The sequence below is a fragment of the Actinocorallia sp. B10E7 genome, assembly GCF_039871655.1.
Lineage (GTDB): Bacteria > Actinomycetota > Actinomycetes > Streptosporangiales > Streptosporangiaceae > Actinocorallia.
In genome coordinates, this window is record NZ_JBDPLZ010000006.1 from 132,051 (window position 1) to 149,343 (window position 17,293).

General features: G+C 67.0%; 17 protein-coding genes and 1 tRNA gene. 11 read left to right on the forward strand and 7 right to left on the reverse strand.

Going from position 1 to position 17,293, the window contains the following annotated elements; translation table 11 throughout:
* Positions 1–30: 30 nt before the first annotated feature.
* On the reverse strand, positions 31–2,700 hold the full coding sequence (locus tag ABGB12_RS22230; protein WP_347680914.1) for a discoidin domain-containing protein: 2,670 nt from the start codon (positions 2,698–2,700) through the stop codon (positions 31–33).
* Positions 2,701–3,713: 1,013 nt separating this feature from the next.
* On the opposite strand from ABGB12_RS22230, the gene ABGB12_RS22235 reads away from it, so the two are divergent.
* From ABGB12_RS22235 to ABGB12_RS22255, 5 genes are all read left to right on the forward strand, one after another.
* Positions 3,714–4,862 (forward strand): hypothetical protein, encoded by a 1,149-nt coding sequence (locus tag ABGB12_RS22235; protein ID WP_347680916.1) that lies wholly within the window; start codon positions 3,714–3,716, stop codon positions 4,860–4,862.
* A gap of 323 nt (positions 4,863–5,185) precedes the next feature.
* Positions 5,186–5,494 carry a hypothetical protein gene (locus tag ABGB12_RS22240; RefSeq protein ID WP_347680917.1) on the forward strand — a complete coding sequence of 103 codons (309 nt, stop codon included), beginning with the start codon at positions 5,186–5,188 and terminating at the stop codon, positions 5,492–5,494.
* Positions 5,478–6,137 (forward strand): nucleotidyl transferase AbiEii/AbiGii toxin family protein, encoded by a 660-nt coding sequence (locus ABGB12_RS22245; protein ID WP_347680919.1) that lies wholly within the window; start codon positions 5,478–5,480, stop codon positions 6,135–6,137. Before ABGB12_RS22240 ends, ABGB12_RS22245 begins: the two co-directional genes overlap by 17 nt.
* 362 nt (positions 6,138–6,499) lie before the next feature.
* The gene (locus ABGB12_RS22250; protein WP_347680921.1) at positions 6,500–6,880 is read left to right on the forward strand and encodes a type II toxin-antitoxin system RelE/ParE family toxin; all 381 of its coding nucleotides are present in this window, start codon (positions 6,500–6,502) and stop codon (positions 6,878–6,880) included.
* Positions 6,877–7,209: a helix-turn-helix transcriptional regulator gene (locus ABGB12_RS22255; protein WP_347680923.1), complete on the forward strand. Its 333-nt coding sequence runs from the start codon at positions 6,877–6,879 to the stop codon at positions 7,207–7,209. Before ABGB12_RS22250 ends, ABGB12_RS22255 begins: the two co-directional genes overlap by 4 nt.
* 632 nt (positions 7,210–7,841) lie before the next feature.
* On the opposite strand, the gene ABGB12_RS22260 is transcribed toward ABGB12_RS22255, so the two are convergent.
* Positions 7,842–8,468 (reverse strand): TetR/AcrR family transcriptional regulator, encoded by a 627-nt coding sequence (locus ABGB12_RS22260; RefSeq protein WP_347680925.1) that lies wholly within the window; start codon positions 8,466–8,468, stop codon positions 7,842–7,844.
* 72 nt (positions 8,469–8,540) lie between these two features.
* Between ABGB12_RS22260 and ABGB12_RS22265 the strand changes: the two genes are divergently transcribed.
* Entirely contained in the window at positions 8,541–8,921 is a 381-nt protein-coding gene (locus tag ABGB12_RS22265; protein ID WP_347680927.1) for a nuclear transport factor 2 family protein, read from the forward strand.
* 148 nt (positions 8,922–9,069) lie between these two features.
* On the opposite strand, the gene ABGB12_RS22270 is transcribed toward ABGB12_RS22265, so the two are convergent.
* The 4 genes from ABGB12_RS22270 to thyA form a co-directional block, all read right to left on the reverse strand.
* A tRNA-Gly gene (locus ABGB12_RS22270) sits at positions 9,070–9,143 on the reverse strand.
* A 57-nt stretch (positions 9,144–9,200) separates the two neighbouring features.
* Positions 9,201–9,635: an HIT domain-containing protein gene (locus ABGB12_RS22275; protein ID WP_347680929.1), complete on the reverse strand. Its 435-nt coding sequence runs from the start codon at positions 9,633–9,635 to the stop codon at positions 9,201–9,203.
* Complete coding sequence (locus ABGB12_RS22280; RefSeq protein ID WP_347680931.1) at positions 9,632–10,120, reverse strand: dihydrofolate reductase; 489 nt, start codon at positions 10,118–10,120, stop codon at positions 9,632–9,634. Before ABGB12_RS22280 ends, ABGB12_RS22275 begins: the two co-directional genes overlap by 4 nt.
* Entirely contained in the window at positions 10,117–11,019 is a 903-nt protein-coding gene (gene thyA, locus ABGB12_RS22285; RefSeq protein WP_347680933.1) for a thymidylate synthase, read from the reverse strand. Before thyA ends, ABGB12_RS22280 begins: the two co-directional genes overlap by 4 nt.
* 237 nt (positions 11,020–11,256) lie before the next feature.
* Here thyA and ABGB12_RS22290 point away from each other — a divergent pair, with 237 nt between their 5' ends.
* From ABGB12_RS22290 to ABGB12_RS22300, 3 genes are all read left to right on the forward strand, one after another.
* On the forward strand, positions 11,257–11,838 hold the full coding sequence (locus tag ABGB12_RS22290; RefSeq protein WP_347680935.1) for an adenylyltransferase/cytidyltransferase family protein: 582 nt from the start codon (positions 11,257–11,259) through the stop codon (positions 11,836–11,838).
* Positions 11,835–12,671, forward strand: a complete 837-nt coding sequence (locus tag ABGB12_RS22295; protein WP_347680937.1) for a deaminase — start codon at positions 11,835–11,837, stop codon at positions 12,669–12,671. Before ABGB12_RS22290 ends, ABGB12_RS22295 begins: the two co-directional genes overlap by 4 nt.
* A 120-nt stretch (positions 12,672–12,791) precedes the next feature.
* Positions 12,792–13,373, forward strand: coding sequence for a hypothetical protein (locus ABGB12_RS22300; RefSeq protein ID WP_347680939.1), 582 nt, complete (start codon positions 12,792–12,794; stop codon positions 13,371–13,373).
* Between the two features lie 11 nt (positions 13,374–13,384).
* On the opposite strand, the gene ABGB12_RS22305 is transcribed toward ABGB12_RS22300, so the two are convergent.
* Entirely contained in the window at positions 13,385–15,517 is a 2,133-nt protein-coding gene (locus tag ABGB12_RS22305) for a (Fe-S)-binding protein (RefSeq protein ID WP_347680941.1), read from the reverse strand.
* Between the two features lie 271 nt (positions 15,518–15,788).
* Here ABGB12_RS22305 and ABGB12_RS22310 point away from each other — a divergent pair, with 271 nt between their 5' ends.
* Positions 15,789–16,478: a hypothetical protein gene (locus ABGB12_RS22310; protein WP_347680943.1), complete on the forward strand. Its 690-nt coding sequence runs from the start codon at positions 15,789–15,791 to the stop codon at positions 16,476–16,478.
* A 12-nt stretch (positions 16,479–16,490) separates the two neighbouring features.
* Positions 16,491–17,210, forward strand: coding sequence for a hypothetical protein (locus tag ABGB12_RS22315; protein WP_347680945.1), 720 nt, complete (start codon positions 16,491–16,493; stop codon positions 17,208–17,210).
* The last annotated feature ends 83 nt before the right edge of the window (positions 17,211–17,293 follow it).

The following is a 17,293-nucleotide window of genomic DNA, read 5'->3' on the forward strand; positions in this document are numbered from 1 at the left end:
CAGAAGGCCTCCGATCAGCGTTCGGTCGACTCAGGAGCGCACCTGCAGATCGTTGATGATGGGGCGGGTCCCGGTGAGGACGTCGAGCGCCGACGGTGCCGCGAACAGCAGCCGTATGTAGCGGGCCTTGACCGTTTTGAACGTCGTGACGGCTCGGCCCGCGGCGCCCGCGCGGGTGGCGACCGTACTCCAGGACATCCCGTTCGTGGACACCTGGATTCGGTAGCCGTACGCCGATGACTCCCGCACGGTGACGCGGCGAACGCGCTTGACGTCGCCGAGGTCCACCTTCAGCCACTGCCCGGAGGCGACGGACGCCGGCGTCCACGCGGTCGCCGAACTGCCATCGACCGCCGCGACCGCGGCTTCACCCGGTGCGGCGGAGACGGCGCCGGCCGGGCGGCATCGGGCCAGGTCCGTGGTGGCTCGCGCGGACGGCCGCCGCGTTTCCACCGTCAGCTTCTTCCCCTTGGCCAGCGTCCTGCTCCCGTTCGGGTGCTTGACCAGCAGAGGGCTGCCGAACAGAAGGGTCAGGGTGGTGCGCTTCGGGCCGATGTCGACCGTGAAGGTCCGGCCTTCCCACGCCATCCGGCGTACGGTCACCCGCGGCAGTTGCGGCGGCAGGCTGGGATCGATCGAGATCGAGCCGTCGCCGCCGCGGAAGCCGGTGAACCCGTACAGAAAGGTCTGCAGAAATCCGCCGGAGCCGGTGAGGAAACTGTAGGACGACTGAATATCCGGCGCCCGTACCTCGGAGAACTCCAGGTAGGGGCGGCGCACGAACGGCTGGTAGGAGCGGAGCAGGTAGGTGTAGGAGGAGCAGCCGGCGACGTCGAGCCACGAACTGTCGATCGCGTGGATGGCGTCCGACATCGCCGGGCCCAAGGCCGAGGTCCTGGCCGCGTAGTACTCCAGATTGTTCACCGCGGTCCGCCGGGACATGGCGAAGTCGAGCGGGTAGGTGAGCATGGCGACGTCGGCCTGCTTGATGGTCTCGCCGGCGTACCCGTCGAACTCCTTGTAGATGCCCTTGGCGCGATCGTATGGCATGGTCGCGGTCAGTCCCCTCGCGACCGTCGCCCAGTGCGCCGGCGGGGTGATGCCGAGTTTCCTGGCCGCGGACGCGGCGTTGCGGAGGGTCAGTGCCGCGACGGCGTTGGTGTAGCTGCTGTTGGTGACGTTGTCGTGGTTCTCGTCGGGCGGCTGGACGCCGGCGATCTCGTACCCACCGGTGGTCTTGGCCGCCTTGACCTCCCAGAACCGGGCCAGCGCCTTGAGCATCGGCCAGCCTTTGGCGCGTAGCCAGGTCTTGTCCCGGGTGGCCAGGTAGTACTGCCAGAAGCTGAGCGCGATGTCGCCCTGCAGGTGGAGTTGCCGCTCACAACTCGCCCCGTAGCAGTTCGTGTCGTAAACGCCGTCTGAGCCGCTGGTCCACGGGTAGAAGGCCCCGGCGTGCCCCTGGGCGGTCGCGTTGCGCCGCGCGGCGGCCAGCGTCCTGGACCGATAGTCGGGGATCACCTTGGCGATGTCGGGGTGCTGGACGAGCAGCGTCGGGAACATCCAGGTCTCGGCATCCCAGAAGACCAGGCCGGCGTAGCCCTCCCCGCCGAGCCCGGACGGGCCGACCGCGCTGGGGGCGTCGGCTCGCAGGCTTGCGTAGAGCGCGTACTCGTTCGCGTGCACGACCCGCTGGAGGTCCGCTCGGCCGGGTACGAGGATGTCGCTGCGGTAGACGGCCTGCCAGGCGGCGGCGTTGGACCGTGCCAGGTTCGACCGGCCGACGACGGCCGCTGCACGCGCCTTCGTGACGGCGTCGCCGGGCCCGGCGATGATCGCGGCGTACTTGGTGAATTCGTAGCTCCGGCCCGCGGTGGCCGTGAAGGACATGCGCTCGCTGGCGGTCGCCTTGTCCGGCTGCGCGTCGCCGGTGACGCCGGTCAGCGGTACCTCGGTGCGCAGCACCTGTGCCTCGGCCAGTGCCGTGCCGACCCCGGTCGAGACCATGGTGACCTGGGAGGTGTGCGTCGCGGTGTCGACGGTGGCGCCCCTCGCGGTGAGCCGCTGTGCCCCAGCGCCGTCCAGCGTGCCGGTCACTGACGCCGTACCGCTCCACAGCGGGGTCAGCGTCAGGTGGACGACACCGAGGTGTTTGCCGGCCCGGTTGGTGAAGACCTGGTAGCTGAACCGGGTGCGCCGCCCGCCGGGGTCGGTCCACACTCCCGACGTGGTCACCGTCCCGGTCCGCAGGTCGAGCGACTGTGTGTAGTCGGCGACCGTGCTCGCGGTCGCCGTGTCCGGACCGTACGTTCCCGACGGCGTGGTGAACCCGAGCGTCGTCCAAACCGGGATCGTCGCGATGGCCTGCTTGTAGCCGCCGATCATGCTGGAGGTCTTTCCATACAGGCCGGAGACGACGCCTGTGGTGATCCGCGGGTTGAACAGCGGCCAGGTGTTCATGCCCTGGTCCCCGCTGTACAGGCCCATGCCCGCCGCCGGGACGCGCTCTCCGAAGTAGCCGTTGCCGACGTACGCGGCGGCCGTGAACGCCGTGTTGAACCGGTGCGTCGTCAGCACCCACGCGGCGTCCCCACTGGAAGAAGCCGCCGGATACACGCGCAGCGAGCCCTCCGAAGCGGGAATTGCGACCGCCATGGACACGACCAGCCCGAACACGACAGCGACCCGTCCGAAGGGCACCATCCCCGCCGCCCTTCAGCAAGTACAGGTTGAAAGCTGAGTCACTTTACTCGGCTAGACCCCCGTCCCCGCAAGGAAAAAGGATGGTCTCCTCCGCGTCCCAGACCAAATCGTCACCACTCCCCGGATAACGACAACGAACTGGCCTGGCCGATACCCATCGATGCCGGGACATGACCGACGGCCGCAGCCCGCGCTATCAACTCGGGAACCAAACCCCACCTTCACCGGCCCGCAAGTGGCCCATACAGCCCCTGGCTCACCCTGCCTAATCGCCCGCTCATTGCACGGGGGCTTCTCCCGGCTTACGTCACCGGACGATCCGGCCTCGCCGGCGGGGCCCTTCTCCGGCCTCGTGGAACAGCAGAACGGCACGATGCTCCTCGGCCGTCCCAAGTCCCGGCCGGAGAGTCCAGATGGTCAACATCCCGCGGTCGATCATCCCTGACCTGCAACACCACGCAGACCGGCGATCGCCCACGGAATCGACACTCTCATGCAAGTCGAGAGCGAAACCGACGATGACGACGGAGAGGCCGGCACCCCGGCCTCGGTCGGCTGATAGACCGCCGACAGCCCACGCTAGATCAACAGACCCAGAAACGAGCAAGGCCCGGCTCCGGATTCACGTCCTGAGCCGGGCCTTTGTGATGAGAGCGGATGACGGGAATCGAACCCCCGCTGTCGGCTCGGGGACCATCACAGTCCATCCACCCCACAACCCCCTGCCTGCGAATAGCACCTCCAGCGAGTGCCCCTATCGACCCTTGATCACCCTGGCTGATGGCACGCTCATGGCACGGAAGTAGTCAGGCTGCGGCGTGCGGGCTGACGCCGATGACGAGTTCGGCGTCGAGTGCGTGGGCGAGTCTGTCGAGGACAGAGCGGGTGAAGCGCTCCGGGTTGCTTGGAGGTCCGCACAAGCAACCCGGCTGGATTCATGAGATCCACCGAATCTAGCGCTCGGTTCAATACGCATAGTGAGTCGCATGAGACTCCTCCAGCGCAGTCTGACCGTGGTCGCGGCCATCGCGTTCACCGCGACCACGGGGACCCAAGCAGCCATGGCCGATCCCGCTTGGCAGACCATCCCTCCGAAATTCACCTGGCCTGTTCAGATCGCTGGCGACTTCGACGCGGGCAGCGCGCAGAACGCCTGGATCGTCGGCGGTCAAGGAGCAGGCTTCATCGGTGTTTTCCCCAACGTCATCCAGTTCCAGCCGAAGCCGGTCCTGCAGCACTGGAACGGCTCTTCTTGGACGAGCCTCAAAGCACCGGGGATCAGCGGCGAAGGCCTCGTCAAGAACGTCAGTGTGGGAAGCCCGTCCAGTACCTGGATTCTGGCTACGGACCACCCCGAGAACAGCTCACTGGAGATCCTGGCGCGCTGGAACGGCTCGACGTGGAACCACTTCACCGCTCCCTCGCTGGGCGCCCAGGCCGATTATTTCGAAGCGGATGCCCAAGGCGCCTGGGTCGGCCATCAGGGCAGCCTTGTCCTGCACCGCTACGACAACACCGGGGCCTCGACCACGCACACGTTCCCCGCCGGCGTCTGGGGCTTCGAAAGCAACGGTTCCGACGATGCCTGGGCCTCCGGCGACAACTTCGTCAGCCACTGGGACGGGACGTCATGGACCACCCAGACCTGGCCCGATGACCCGAACAGAAACTTCGTCCTGACTCCGGTCGGCTTCCACGAGGTCTGGGCGACCAGGTCCATTCCCGGCGGTAACGAGATGATCCGCTGGGACGGCTCGCAATGGCAGGCCGTCCCGGTCCCCGTCGGCGTCAACACTTGGGAGACACAGAAGGTGGTCAAAGCCGGCGGAGCGCTCTGGGTCGAGACCTTCCGGGGCAGCGAGGGCGGCCCCAAACTTTTGAAGTTCAACGGCACCGCCTTCGTGGAGACGACGGGCTTCCCAGCGGCCGACGCCGACCCCGAGAACATCGTCGCCACAAGTGACGGCCGTCTCTACGTGGCCGGCGGAGGTGACCGGGAAGGCTGGCTGGCTCGCCTCGACGGCACCCAGTGGACCCGGATCGCCGACCTCCCCTACTCGGCGTCCAAAGCCCCTCTCTATCCGATCCCGGGCACCCCGTCCCTCTTTCAGGCGGGTCACGCCGCCTCCGGAGCCTTCGCGGCCGCCACCAACGCCCTCTGAAGCCAGAAAACGAAGGAGGACTGCGTCCCCATCCTAGGCCTAGAAATGATCAAGGCCCAGCTCAGAAAGCATCCCTGAACTGGGCCTTCGCACTGAGAGCGGATGACGGGAATCGAACCCGCGCTGTCAGCTTGGGAACCGTCACAATCCACCCAGCCCACAACCCCTGACCTGCGGTCGACACTTGCCGTAAGTGCCCCTTCTTGACCCCTGCTCACCCTGGCTAATGGCACGCTAATGGCACGCCCGGTATGTGCTGGGCCGGACGATCGTTGCAGGTGGGTGTTGCTGCACGGGGCTGTGGGTTGGGGCACACTGGGTGTATGCGGTACGCGGACAGTCGGGCTTATGCCTTGCCGGAGGATCTGGCTCTGTTGGAGGGGCCTGCGTCCGGTGTTGTCGAGCTGCCTCGCCATCTCGACTGGTCCGAGCAGCATGTCTACGACCTGGACGATCCGGCTCAGCTTGGTTTGATGTACGAGCGGGTGATCCGGGAGGCGTCCTCGCCCGAGGATCTCGCTGTCTATCTGAACGCCCGGCTTCTCGTCCGATGCTGGGGGCGGCTCTACCTGCCGCCGCGGGTGCGTCGGTTGTGGGAAGACCGTTTTCCGTTCCTTGCCGCGGCGGCATAGCCGGGATGGATCCTCTTCACGAGCTCGTGACGCGCATCGGCCTTGCCGCGACGGGCAAGTACGGGTTCGCGCTCGCCGGCGGCTATGCCGTTCAGGCACATGGCTTTCTCGACCGCGTCTCAGAGGACGTCGATCTGTTCACGGTGAACGAAGCGAGAGCCGGTTCCAGGAGGCTGTCACGGCTGCGGTCGACGCCTACCGCCACGAGGGCTTCGGCGTCGAGACGGCCCTGGCCGGGGACGGTTTCGTCCGACTACTGCTCACCTCACCCGACGGCCGCTCGGTGAAGGTCGAGCTGGGCATCGACTGGCGGGCGCACGCCCCGGTCACGCTGGCCGTAGGCCCCGTCCTGCATCCTGACGACGCGGTCGGCAACAAAGTCGCAGCGCTCTACGGCAGAGCGGAAGTACGTGACTTCGTCGATGTGGAGGCGATCCTTCGAAGTGGCCGCTACACCACTCATGACCTGCTGCGTCTCGCCGCCAACGCAGACCCCGGCTTCGACCCGGAGATGTTCCTGCTCGCTCTCAACGCCCTCGACCGCCTTCCCGATCAGGCGTTCGCCGTCCACGGCCTCTCAACGACCCGCACCCACGAGCTTCGTCAGCGTTTCAAAGCCTGGACGGCCGAGATCGTCCGCTAATCGCCCACGCCAGATCGACAGCCCTAGAAACGATCAAGGCCCGGCTCCGGATTCACGTCCTGAGCTGGGCCTTCGCTATGAGAGCGGATGACGGGAATCGAACCCGCGCTGTCAGCTTGGGGATCAAACGGAGACGCCCTCCCACAGGCCCTGACCTGCTGATCCGCCTGCCCGCGAGTGCCCCCTGTTAGCCCTCCTCACCCTGGCTAATTGCACGCTAATTGCACGCCGCCGAGCGTCTCGTCTGGCCGGACACGGCTCTCCCAGCACCCTGCCCCAGGCCGAGCACACCGGGATGTCGGATCGTCAGACGTCCCGAGAGAGCATGAGACAGGGTATGACCGAACGGTTATACTCGCGGCATGAGCTGGGAGATCAGCCTTCATCCGGAGGTCGAGGCGTGGTACCTGCAGATCTGCGAGACCGATCAGGAGACCGCAGACCTGATCAAAGACGCGATCGATCAGCTCGCTGAGGAAGGTCCCACGGCACGTCGTCCCCTGGTGGACCGTGTCCAAGGCAGCCGATACCACAACATGAAGGAACTGCGGCCTCCCTCCTCAGGAACGAGCGAGATCCGGATGCTGTTCTGCTTCGACCCGGCCAGGGAAGCGATCTTCCTGGTCGCCGGCGACAAAGCTGGCAACTGGAACCGCTGGTACCGAGAGGCGATACCACTGGCCGACGAGCGGTTCACCGAACACCTGATCACCCTCAAGGAAGAAGAGCAGGAGGAGCGATGAGCACCCGATACAGCAAGTGGTCAGACGTCAAAGCCAAGGGAGCCTCGCTCGATCCCCGCAGCGAGGACGAGCAGGCCGCCGGAGCCGCCACCGCACGCGAACGGCGCGAAGCCTACGTCCGAGGATTCCAGCTCGCCGAGATCCGCCAAGCAGCCGGCGTCACCCAGGCAGAGCTCGCCCAGACCCTAGGCGTCAGCCAGGCCCGCATCTCCAAGATCGAACACGGCGAGGTCTCTGGCATCGATGTCGTACGCGACTACATCGCCGCCCTCGGCGGCCACCTCGACCTCGTGGCCACCCTGGGCGACCGGACCTGGAAGGTCGCCTGACAGCACGGCAGTTCCCTGAACCAACAACCACAGAAACGATCAAGGCCCAACTCGGGATCATGCTCCTGAGCTGGGCCTTCGCTATGAGAGCGGATGACGGGAATCGAACCCGCGCTGTCAGCTTGGGAACCGTCACAGTCCACCCTGATCAGAGCCCCGACCTGCGGGAGGCGCCTCCCGTGAGTGACCCCTCTTGGCCCTTGCTCACCCTGGCCAATGGCACGCTAATGGCACGGCTGGGATGGTCGGTCATCCGGCGAGGAGTTCGATGGGTTCGGCTTGGTCGTCGCCGACGGAGATGAGGAACCGGACTCCCATTTGGCCCTGAGGGCTCGATTCACGTCGTCGTGCTGCGGTCCGTTACGGGTCTTGACGAAGACCGTGAGCAGCACGATCGCCGACCCTCCCGGTTTCCAGAAGGTGATCCGCCATGAGCGATCCCCTACAGCCGACCGTAGTTCGTTCACCCCGTCACGCAGGCTCTTGACGTGATCACCACCGGGCACGCCACCTTTCTCAACCAGGAGGCTTTTGAATAAGCCTCCTGGAGTGCGTGCTCTTCCTCGATGACGAGGACCGGGTGCCGGTCGACCGGCGGCGTGGAGAGCCGACCCGCAGTGGTCGCGGCGGGGTCACGCGTCCGAGGCGAGGCGCACGCCCACGAGTTTGGTGAGGAAGCGGTCCACCTGCTCTTCCAGGGGCGGCAGCGCCAGGCCCGGTTCGTTCACCCGGAGGGACACGGCGCCGTGCACGGCCGCGCGCAGGTCTAGTGCGACCTCTGCGGCGTTGCCGGCGGGTGCGAGCCCCGCGTCCATGCACCGCTGAACGGCGGTGGTGGTGCGCGTGGCCAACTCCTCCTTGAACGCCAGACTCATCCGCTGGTTGAGGGTGCTCTCGTGCAGCACCTTGTAGAGGCCTGCGTGGTCGCGGACCCATGTGCCGAGGAACAGCAGGCGCGCTCGCAACCGGGCCGCCGGGTCGGCGTGGGCGGACTCGGCCCGGTCGAGGTCGCGCGTGAGGTCTTGGGTGCACTGTTCCAGGGCGGCGAAGACCAGGGCGTCCCGATCGGCGAAGTGAATGTAGACCGAGGTCGCCGCGATACCCACCTCGCGCGCGACGGCGCGCAGGGACAACGCCTCGTCGTCACCGAGGCCGTTCAGCATCCGCAGGGTGGCGCCGATGATGTCGCGGCGCAGCCGTTCCCCCTGACCCCGCGGGTTTTGGCCCCGCGCCGGCGAGGTCGAAGAAGGCGCATCCATGATCCGTATTGTATTGCAACGACCGTTGCCCTACGGTTGTAGCACTACAGCTGTTCACCCAAGGAGGGGTGCATGGATCTCGAGAGCAACAAGCAGACTGTCCTGGCCTTTTACGAAGTGGGCCTGAACCAGAAGGACTTCGAGGCCGCATCCAAACTCATCGGCAATCGGTATGTGCAGCACAACCCCCGGATCGCGGACGGAATCGAGGGGTTCGCGGCCTTCCTCGGCCAGTTGCGGGAAGACTTTCCCGCGCTGCGTGCCGAAGTCAAGCACATCTTCGCCGACGGCGACTTCGTCATCGCGCATGTGCACGGCGTGCGGGTGCCCGGGCAGTCCGGCACGGCCATCGTCGACATCTTCCGGTTCGACGAGAACGGAAAGATCGTCGAGCACTGGGACGTCATGCAGCCGATCCCGGAGACCGCTGAAAACGAGAACGGGATGTTCTAGCCGTGACCGTGCTTTAGGGCCGCGGGCAGGAGAAGGCATCCGACCCGCCGTCGGCTGATCGCCCATTAATCGCGCACGATAGGTCAACGACCCCAGAAACGATCAAGGCCCGGCTCCGGATCACTGTCCTGAGCTGGGCCTTCGTGATTGGAGCGGATGACGGGAATCGAACCCGCGCTGTCAGCTTGGGAAGCTGAAGTTCTACCATTGAACTACATCCGCGTGAGTCTCCGGGGAGACGTCTGCGAGCCATATTAGCGGAAGCTCCGGGTGGGTGGGTCAGGAGCTCATGCGGAATCTGACGCGGTGGGCGTCGGGGGCGGGGTCGCCTACCAGGAGGTGGGCGTGGAGGTGGCGGATGGTGCCGCCGGTGTGGCGGCAGTCGCCGTTGCGGACGCCCAGGCCGTAGTAGGTCAGGTCGTAGGTGGAGCGGGCCCAGCGCAGGGCGGTGAAGAACTCCAGTTGGGCGGGTTCGCTGAGGTCGGCCAGGTCGTCCACGTGTTCGTGCGGGAGCAGGAGCAGGTGGAGGGTCGTGCCCTTGTAGGGGTAGGCGTTCGGGGTGATCGTCCAGTGGGCGCCTTCCCACAGGATGCGCTGAGTGCCTTCCTTGCGGAAGGAGTCGGGGCAGAAGAGGCAGATGCCGGCGGCTTCGAGGCGCTGCATTTCGGCGAGCTGCTCGGGGGTGCGGTGGTTGTCGAAGCAGTAGAGGGTCATCGGGTGTATTCGATGAAGGAGTGGCCGGGGTGGTCCTCGCGGGACTTCTCGGTGAAGGCGGTGAGCCAGCCTTCGGGCATCGAGGTGTCGCCTTCGACGTCGCGGTGGATGCGGGTCAGGTGGATGCGGGTGACCTCGGGGAGGGCCTGCTCGTAGATCGAGGCGCCGCCGCAGATGAAGATCTCGGCGTCCGTCTCGGCCGCCAGGGCGCGGGCGGTGGCGAGGGCCTCGGGGACGGACGTGACGGGGGTGACGTCGGGGTGCTCGTCCAGGGGGCGGGTGGTGATCACGACGGATCTGCGGTCGGGCAAGGGGCGGCCCAGTCGGGCGACGATCGAGTCGTGGGTGAGGCGGCCCATCACCACCACGTTGCCGGAGGTCAGGCGTTTGAAGTGGCGCAGGTCCTCGGGGAGGTGCCAGGGGAGGGCGCCGTCCTTGCCGATGACGTCGTTGGACGCGGCGGCGACGATCAGGGAGACGGTCATGACGACACCGGGATCCGGGGCAGGGGCGGGTGGGGGTCGTAGTCGGCCAGGTCGAAGTGCTCGGCGCGGAAGTCGTGGATGTCCGTCACGGCCAGGCCGGCCTCGTTGAGGTGGACGGTCGGCAGGGGGCGGGGTTCCCGCGCCAGCAGTGTCTCGACGGCGTCGAGCTGGTCCTCGTAGATGTGGGCGTCGGAGATCGTGTGGTAGTACGTCGACGCCTCGAAGCCGGTCAGGTGCTCCAGCATCAGGAGCAGGGCGGCGTACTGCACCATGTTGGACGGGACGCCGATCGGGAGGTCGCCCGAGCGCTGGAACATGTGCAGGTGGAGCCGTCCGTCCAGGACGCGGACGTGGACCCAGCCGTGGCAGGGGGCGATCGTGGCCTTCGGGGTCTTGCCCTCTCCCCGCACCAGGTACTGGGGGATCCACGGGGAGACGAAGTGCGTGCGGTCGCCGGGGAGTTCGCGGAGCTGCTCGACGAGGTGGCGGAACTGGTCGAAGCCTTCCGAGGGCTGCTCCAGGGAAGGGAAGTGGTGGAAGGCCCCCCCGTACGAGCCGGGGCCCAGTTCGCCGGGTGCGAGGCCGCGTTTGGACGTCTTCTTCTCCGTCGCCCAGGCGTCCCACCAGTCGCAGCCGAATTCGGCGAGTTCCTTCAGCGTGGTGGCGCCGTTGATGAAGGCGCACAGTTCGCCGATGGGCTTGCGCCAGAACGAGCGCAGGCTCCGTTCGGTGATCAGCGGGAAGCCGTCGGCCAGATCGAAGCGCATCGTCTGCTGCATCAGGGTGATCGCGGCGGGGCCCTGCCTGGTCGGGACGCGGATGCCTTCGTCGCGTACCCGCCTGAGGACGGCCTGGTACTGCCCGTCCGGAGTTCGCTCCGTGTAGGGGGAGTAACGCATGCCGAGCCTTCCCGTTCTGAATGAGCCGCAGGGGCCGCCCTCGTGGAGTGCCCGGGTTCTGTGGAGCCGGGGAGGAGAGCCGGAAAGGCAGGTTACCCTCACCGCCCCGGCTTCCCCGCCGGGGCTCGCGGTCGTCGCGGATCCGGGCCTGCGGCCGGAGTCATGACAGGCCCCAGGCCACAGGCCTTGGCACGCTAGCATGAACTGCTGGGAACGGGTCGGGGAGAGGACGTAGGAGTGGCGCGAAGCACCGAGAAGAAGCGCCCCTTGGTCAGCCGGGACTTCTTCGACGACGCCTCGAACTTCGAGCTCCGCTACGTCCAGGACTACGACCGCATCAGCGAGATCGTCGACGCCCTCCGCGCCGTCGACAACCGCATCGTCCTGACGAACGGCTCCTTCGACATCCTCCATGAGGGCCACTCCATGTATCTGGAGGCCTGCCGCGGCTTCGGCGACTTCCTGATCGTGGGCGTCGACAGCGACGACAAGATCCGTGCCCGCAAGGGCCCGCACCGTCCGGCCGTTCCGGAGATGGAGCGCCTGCGCATGGTCACCCACCAGCGCGGTGTGGGCCTGGTGACGCTCAAGGGCCCCGGCCACGGGAAGTGGGCGCTGATCAAGGCGGTCCGCCCGGACGTCCTGGTGGCGACGGCCGAGACCTACTCCCCCGAGCAGATCGCCGAGCTGGAGGCGAAGTACTGCGGCGAGGTCCGTGTCCTGGAGCGGATGGCGACGATCAGCACGTCGGCCAGGCTCCGCCGGATCCAGCTGGGTCTGGCCGAGACCGAGAACGCCGAGCTGTCCGGCGAGCGATGAGCAAGCGGCTCCTCCTCTACCTGCCCGTCCTCCACGCCGGCTATGAGCGGTTCCTGGAGCGCCACGCGGACGCCGAGGAGGTCCTGCTGCTCGGCACGGGCTTCCACGAGCTGTTCCCCGCGCTCCGCAAGGACATCCGGGCCCTGGATCCGGCTCGGGCCGCCGCCTGCCTGGGCGGTCCTCCGAGGGTGAGGGTCGTCGAGCCCGAGGACCTCCCCGAGGCTTTGGGCGGGGCTGCTCTGGTCGTGCCCGACGAGGAGATCATGCGCGAGCTCGCCGCGAGGTACGGCCTCGACCCGGTCTACGAGCGCACGTTCCTCCGCTGGGACCGCCCCTGGAGCCTGGCCGAGGCTCCCGTCGACGGCTCGACGCGGATCACCCGGGAGGAGCTCGACAGGCGCCTCATCGGTGAGGCCCAAGCCCGAGCGCGGCTCAGCTCCGACTGGTGGCGTCAGGTGGGCGCCGTGGCGGTGCGGGACGGGAAGGTCCTCGCCGAGGCCCACAACCGCCACCATCCGTCCGAGTACTCCCCCTACCTCGACGGGGATCCGCGGAACGAGTTCCGCCGCGGTCTTCGCGCCGATCTCTCGACCGCGATCCACGCGGAGGCCGCCGTGGTGGCCGAGGCGGCCCGGGAGGGCTTCTCCCTGAAGGGCGCGGACCTCTACGTCACCACGTTCCCCTGCCCCGCCTGCGCCCGTCTGATCGCCGAGACGGGCTTCCGGAGGCTCTACTTCACCGGCACCTACTCCGTGCTGGACGGCGAGGGCATTCTCAAAGCCGCCCAGGTAGAGCTGATCTGGGTTGATCTGGACACCCAAACCGGAGAATGATAACAACCCGATAACGGCGTCGTCGCACCGAAAGTATTCGACGTCACACTCACCGTGCGCGTAAGGAAGGGTCCGGCGGCACGGCGGGTGCGGCGCGGGCCGACCCTGTTGCTGCCGGAGGTGCCCGAGCGCCTCCTGGAGACGGTGCGGTTGTTCGCTCCGGAGGCCCGGCAGGAGAACGGGGCGGTCATGGCCGGTCCCGCCATGCTCCGCGGTCCGTTCGAGGTGACGCCCCGGCTGGCCCGGCGGGCGCGACTGCCCGAGGGCTGGCCCGTCGTGTACCTGGGTGAGGGTTCGGACCAGCTGGTGGCGGGCCTGGCCAGGCGGCTCGGCGGCCTGTGGTTCCGGGACGGCAGGCCCGCCCCGTCCCGCGACGAGGAGGACCAGACGGTCACCGTCTACCTCCCCCGCAGACCCGATCCGGCCCGGCTGACGAGCCTGGTGGAGGACTCCACGCACACCGCGGCTCCCGGCACCGACCTCTACAGCGGCGGTCTCGTCTCCCTTCTCGTGCGGAAGATCCACGAACACCACGTCACATGCGACCTGCACTGCCCGGACACGCACCGGCTGGGCAGCACCGCCCTGGCCATAGCCCGCGAGTTCGGCGGCATCGTCCTGGACTGCGACGGCTACCGCGTCACGGCCCCGGAAGACCTGAGGCCCGTCCCCAGGCAGCGGGGACGGGCCTCAGAGAGGTGAAGCTCAGCCGATCACTCGGCGGCGGCCGGGACCTCAGCCTTGATCGACTTGATCAGCAGCTGGGCCACGTCCACGACCTCCAGGGACTCCTTGGCCTCGCCGGCGGACTTCTTCTCGTTGATGGCGTCGCCGAGCATCACGAGGCAGAAGGGGCAGGCGGTGGACACGGTGTCCGGGTTGGTCTCCAGGGCCTCGTCGACGCGCTCGGTGTTGATGCGCTTGCCGATGCGCTCTTCCATCCACATGCGGGCGCCGCCGGCGCCGCAGCAGAAGCCCTTGTCCTTGCAGCGGTGCATCTCCTGCGTCTTGACGCCGGGGACCTTCGCCATGATGTCGCGCGGCTGCTTGTAGACCTTGTTGTGGCGGCCGAGGAAGCAGGGGTCGTGGTAGGTGATGTTCTCCTCGATGGGAGTCACCGGCACGAGCTTGCCGTTGTCGACCAGGTCCGCGAGCAGCTGGGTGTGGTGGACGACGTCGTAGTTGCCGCCGACCTGCGGGTACTCGTTGGCGAGGGTGTTGAAGCAGTGCGGGCAGGTCGCGACGATCTTCTTGACGCCCGCGTCGTTCAGGGTCTCGACGTTCTGCTGGGCCATGCCCTGGAACAGGTACTCCATGCCCAGGCGGCGGGCCGGGTCACCGGTGCAGGCCTCCATCGGGCCGAGCACCGCGAACTTGACGCCCGCGATGTGCAGGAGCTCGGCGACGGCCTTGGTGGTCTTCTTGGCCCGGTCCTCCAGGGCGCCGGCGCAGCCGACCCAGAAGAGGTACTCGGCGTCCTCGGGGATCTTCTCGTCGATCACTTCGACTTCGAAGTCCAGCTCCTCGATCCACTCGAGGCGCTTCATCTCGCCCATGCCCCACGGGTTGCCCTTGTTCTCGAGGTTGCGCAGCATGACGCCGGCCTCGGACGGGAAGGACGACTCGATCATGGCCTGGTAGCGGCGCATGTCCAGGATGTGGTCGATGTGCTCGATGTCGACGGGGCACTGCTCGACGCAGGCGCCGCAGTTGGTGCAGGACCACAGGACGTCGGGGTGGATGACGCCGTCCTCGGCGACCAGCGGCTTGTCGACCTCCATGGCGAGCTTCTGCTCGTCGGTGAAGGCGGCCTGCTGCTCCTCGGTGGCCATGAAGTACGGGGCCTTGTGGAAGGCGTGGTCGCGCAGCTCCATGATCAGCAGCTTGGGCGACAGAGGCTTGCCGGTGTTCCAGGCGGGGCACTGCGACTGGCAGCGGCCGCACTCGGTGCAGGTCGCGAAGTCGAGGAAGCCCTTCCAGGTGAAGTCCTCGATCTTGGCACGGCCGAAGAGGTCCTCGTCCGGGTCGGCCTCCTCGAAGTCGAGGTTGGTGCCGTCGGGCTTGAGGACCGGCTGGGCCGCGCCCAGGCCGTTCGGGCGGCGCTTGAACATGACGTTCAGCGGCGCGAGGAAGATGTGCAGGTGCTTGGAGTTCACCACGATGACGAGGAACACCAGCGCCACGCCGATGTGCAGCAGCAGGCCGATCGAGCCGAGGATCTCCAGCGTGTCGTAGGACATGCCCTCGAAGAGCTTGCCGGTGGCGTAGGAGCCGAACGCGGCCTTGCCGAAGCCGAGGTGGTCCATCGCGGACAGCACGCCGCGGTAGAAGAACATCGTCCAGACCACGTTGAAGATCATGAACAGGATCAGCCACGCGCCGCCGGTGTGCGAGCCCTTGAACCGGGACTTGCGGTCGAGCTTGGCCGGCGCGTTCTTGATCCGGATGATGCTGAAGACGACCAGGCCGAGGAAGCACATGATCGCGATGAAGTCCTGGACGAACCCGATCGGACCCCAGGTCTGCAGGACCGGGATGTGCGCGTCGAGGCCGAAGAACAATCCGACGCCGGCCTCGAGGTACACCGTGGCCAACAGGAAGAACGCCCACATGACGAAGAAGTGAGCGAGGCCGGGGATGGTCCACTTGAGCAGCTTGCGCTGTCCGAAGACCTCGGTCACCTGACCTTCGACGTCACCCTTGGGGTCACGCTTGACGCTGGCGACCCGTTCCGGAGCGGGCTGCCCGCTCTTGAACAGGTTCCATAGGAAGAGCACTCGCTTCCCGGCGAGGAAGAGGGTCACCGCTATACCAGCGAGCCCGATTATCAACGTGAGCCAGAACATCTGTTCCGTCCTCCTGAGGTACGGCCATCGGCTGAAGCGTAGGGCTCGCTACAGACTGTCATTGCACGGGGGTCCCCGATTGTACCGGTGAGTAACTTACTAGACCAAGCCGTGGAACCCGCAAGTAGTAGAGCAGTCTGGGCTAGAGGTACCCCACGTTTCCCGTTCGTGACACAACAGATCTTGGAATGTCTGTTTTGTGAGGTTAGTCTCACCAGCATCATGAGGCGGGCGCGGCCTCCCGTTCACCCCACCCCCCAAGGAGCAAGTCATGCGCCGTGTCGTCACGACCGGACTCGCAACTCTGGCTCTGACCCTCGGTTTCGCGGCGGCACCGGCCTCCGCCGAGAACCTCTACACCCCCTCCGAAGAGGACTTCGCCGACTGCCCCGCGCGGCCGGCGAACGCCACGGAGTGGAAGTGCTTCGTCATGACGGCGCTCGACGGGCAGTTCCGGCTCAAGAACATGAAGGTCCGGATCAACCACGCGGTGCGGCTCACCGTCGCGCAGGGCAAGGTGAACGGCCAGAACGTCGCGCAGACGGGCTCGGTCCGCAGCGAACCCATGCCGTTCGTCGCCGGCGTGCTCGGCACCCCGCTGGAGATCCCCGACCCCACCGGCTGGAAGGTGAAGATCGAGGCCACCGGCCACGCCTCCCCCGGCATCCTCTACCCGTCCAAGGTCGGGCTGAAGGCCCGCATCATCGGCGACGGACTCGGCGACAACTGCTGGATCGGCTCGAACGCCGCCCCCGTCATCCTCGCCCCCCGCATCCAGTGGGCCATCCCCTCCGTCCAGGGCGGCCTGCTGATGGTCAAGGCCAAGGTCTACGACGACATCTTCGCCATCGACTGGGCGACCGGCTGCCAGAGCCCGCTCGTCAACACGCTGATCGGCGCGGCCAACGCCACCAGCAACCACTTCGACGCCACCTGGGCGATCCGTCACAAGACCTTCTAAGGGGCCGTCCAGATGAAATTCCGTCGTACCGCCGTCGTTCTCGGCGCCGCCGCGCTCACCCTCGGCCTGGCCGCATCCCCGGCCAGCGCCGAGCAGTCCTACGTCCCCAGCGAGACGGACTTCGCCGACTGCCCGCCCAAGCCCGCGGGCGCCGCGAAGTGGACGTGCTACGTCTCCACCGCGCTGGAGGGCGGCTTCACCCTCGGCACCACCAGGAGCGTCCGCATCCTCATCGACAAGCCGATGCGGATCACCTCCGCCGAGGGCGAGCTCGCCGACGGCACCAAGGTCACCGCGTTCGGCGGCGTCCGCCAGCCGCAGAACTTCAAGGTCGTGACGGTCGTCCCGGGCACCACCATCATCCTCTCGACCCTGCCGGAGTTCGAGGGACGGTTCGTCGGCGTGGGGCTGAACGGCAACGAGGCCGACGAGTTCAAGGTGCGGTTCCAGCTGTGGAGCCCCGGCGGGCTGCTCGGCTCGAACTGCACGATCGGCACGGACGCCGACCCCATCGTGTTCAAGCCGAAGATCAACGTCTCGCTGCCGTGGCTGTTCTGGCTGACCCCGATGGCGAAGGTGTGGGCGGAGGAGAAGAACTTCGCGCTGCCCGCCTCCACCGGCTGCAACACCTATCCGCTGCTGGGCCACCCGGACACGCTGCTGGGCCTGCCCTCCCCGAGCGGCACCAACTCTGCGGACTTCGTGTGGGCCGTGCGGCACAAGACGTTCTGATCGTTATCAGAGGGATCTTCATAACCCGGTAAGTGCCGAGTTACCCTCCTCCCACACCCCACCCCGCAGTACCAGGAGCCCCT

Coding starts and splice junctions, on each gene's coding strand:
- ABGB12_RS22275 (WP_347680929.1), bottom strand. CDS start 9,635: ATGACCCTCTACTGCTTCGACAACCACCGCACCCCCGAGCAGCTCGCC.
- ABGB12_RS22315 (WP_347680945.1), top strand. CDS start 16,491: ATGAAATTCCGTCGTACCGCCGTCGTTCTCGGCGCCGCCGCGCTCACC.
- ABGB12_RS22240 (WP_347680917.1), top strand. CDS start 5,186: ATGCGGTACGCGGACAGTCGGGCTTATGCCTTGCCGGAGGATCTGGCT.
- ABGB12_RS22255 (WP_347680923.1), top strand. CDS start 6,877: ATGAGCACCCGATACAGCAAGTGGTCAGACGTCAAAGCCAAGGGAGCC.
- thyA (WP_347680933.1), bottom strand. CDS start 11,019: ATGCGTTACTCCCCCTACACGGAGCGAACTCCGGACGGGCAGTACCAG.
- ABGB12_RS22260 (WP_347680925.1), bottom strand. CDS start 8,468: ATGGATGCGCCTTCTTCGACCTCGCCGGCGCGGGGCCAAAACCCGCGG.
- ABGB12_RS22280 (WP_347680931.1), bottom strand. CDS start 10,120: ATGACCGTCTCCCTGATCGTCGCCGCCGCGTCCAACGACGTCATCGGC.
- ABGB12_RS22310 (WP_347680943.1), top strand. CDS start 15,789: ATGCGCCGTGTCGTCACGACCGGACTCGCAACTCTGGCTCTGACCCTC.
- ABGB12_RS22250 (WP_347680921.1), top strand. CDS start 6,500: ATGAGCTGGGAGATCAGCCTTCATCCGGAGGTCGAGGCGTGGTACCTG.
- ABGB12_RS22305 (WP_347680941.1), bottom strand. CDS start 15,517: ATGTTCTGGCTCACGTTGATAATCGGGCTCGCTGGTATAGCGGTGACC.
- ABGB12_RS22265 (WP_347680927.1), top strand. CDS start 8,541: ATGGATCTCGAGAGCAACAAGCAGACTGTCCTGGCCTTTTACGAAGTG.
- ABGB12_RS22295 (WP_347680937.1), top strand. CDS start 11,835: ATGAGCAAGCGGCTCCTCCTCTACCTGCCCGTCCTCCACGCCGGCTAT.
- ABGB12_RS22230 (WP_347680914.1), bottom strand. CDS start 2,700: ATGGTGCCCTTCGGACGGGTCGCTGTCGTGTTCGGGCTGGTCGTGTCC.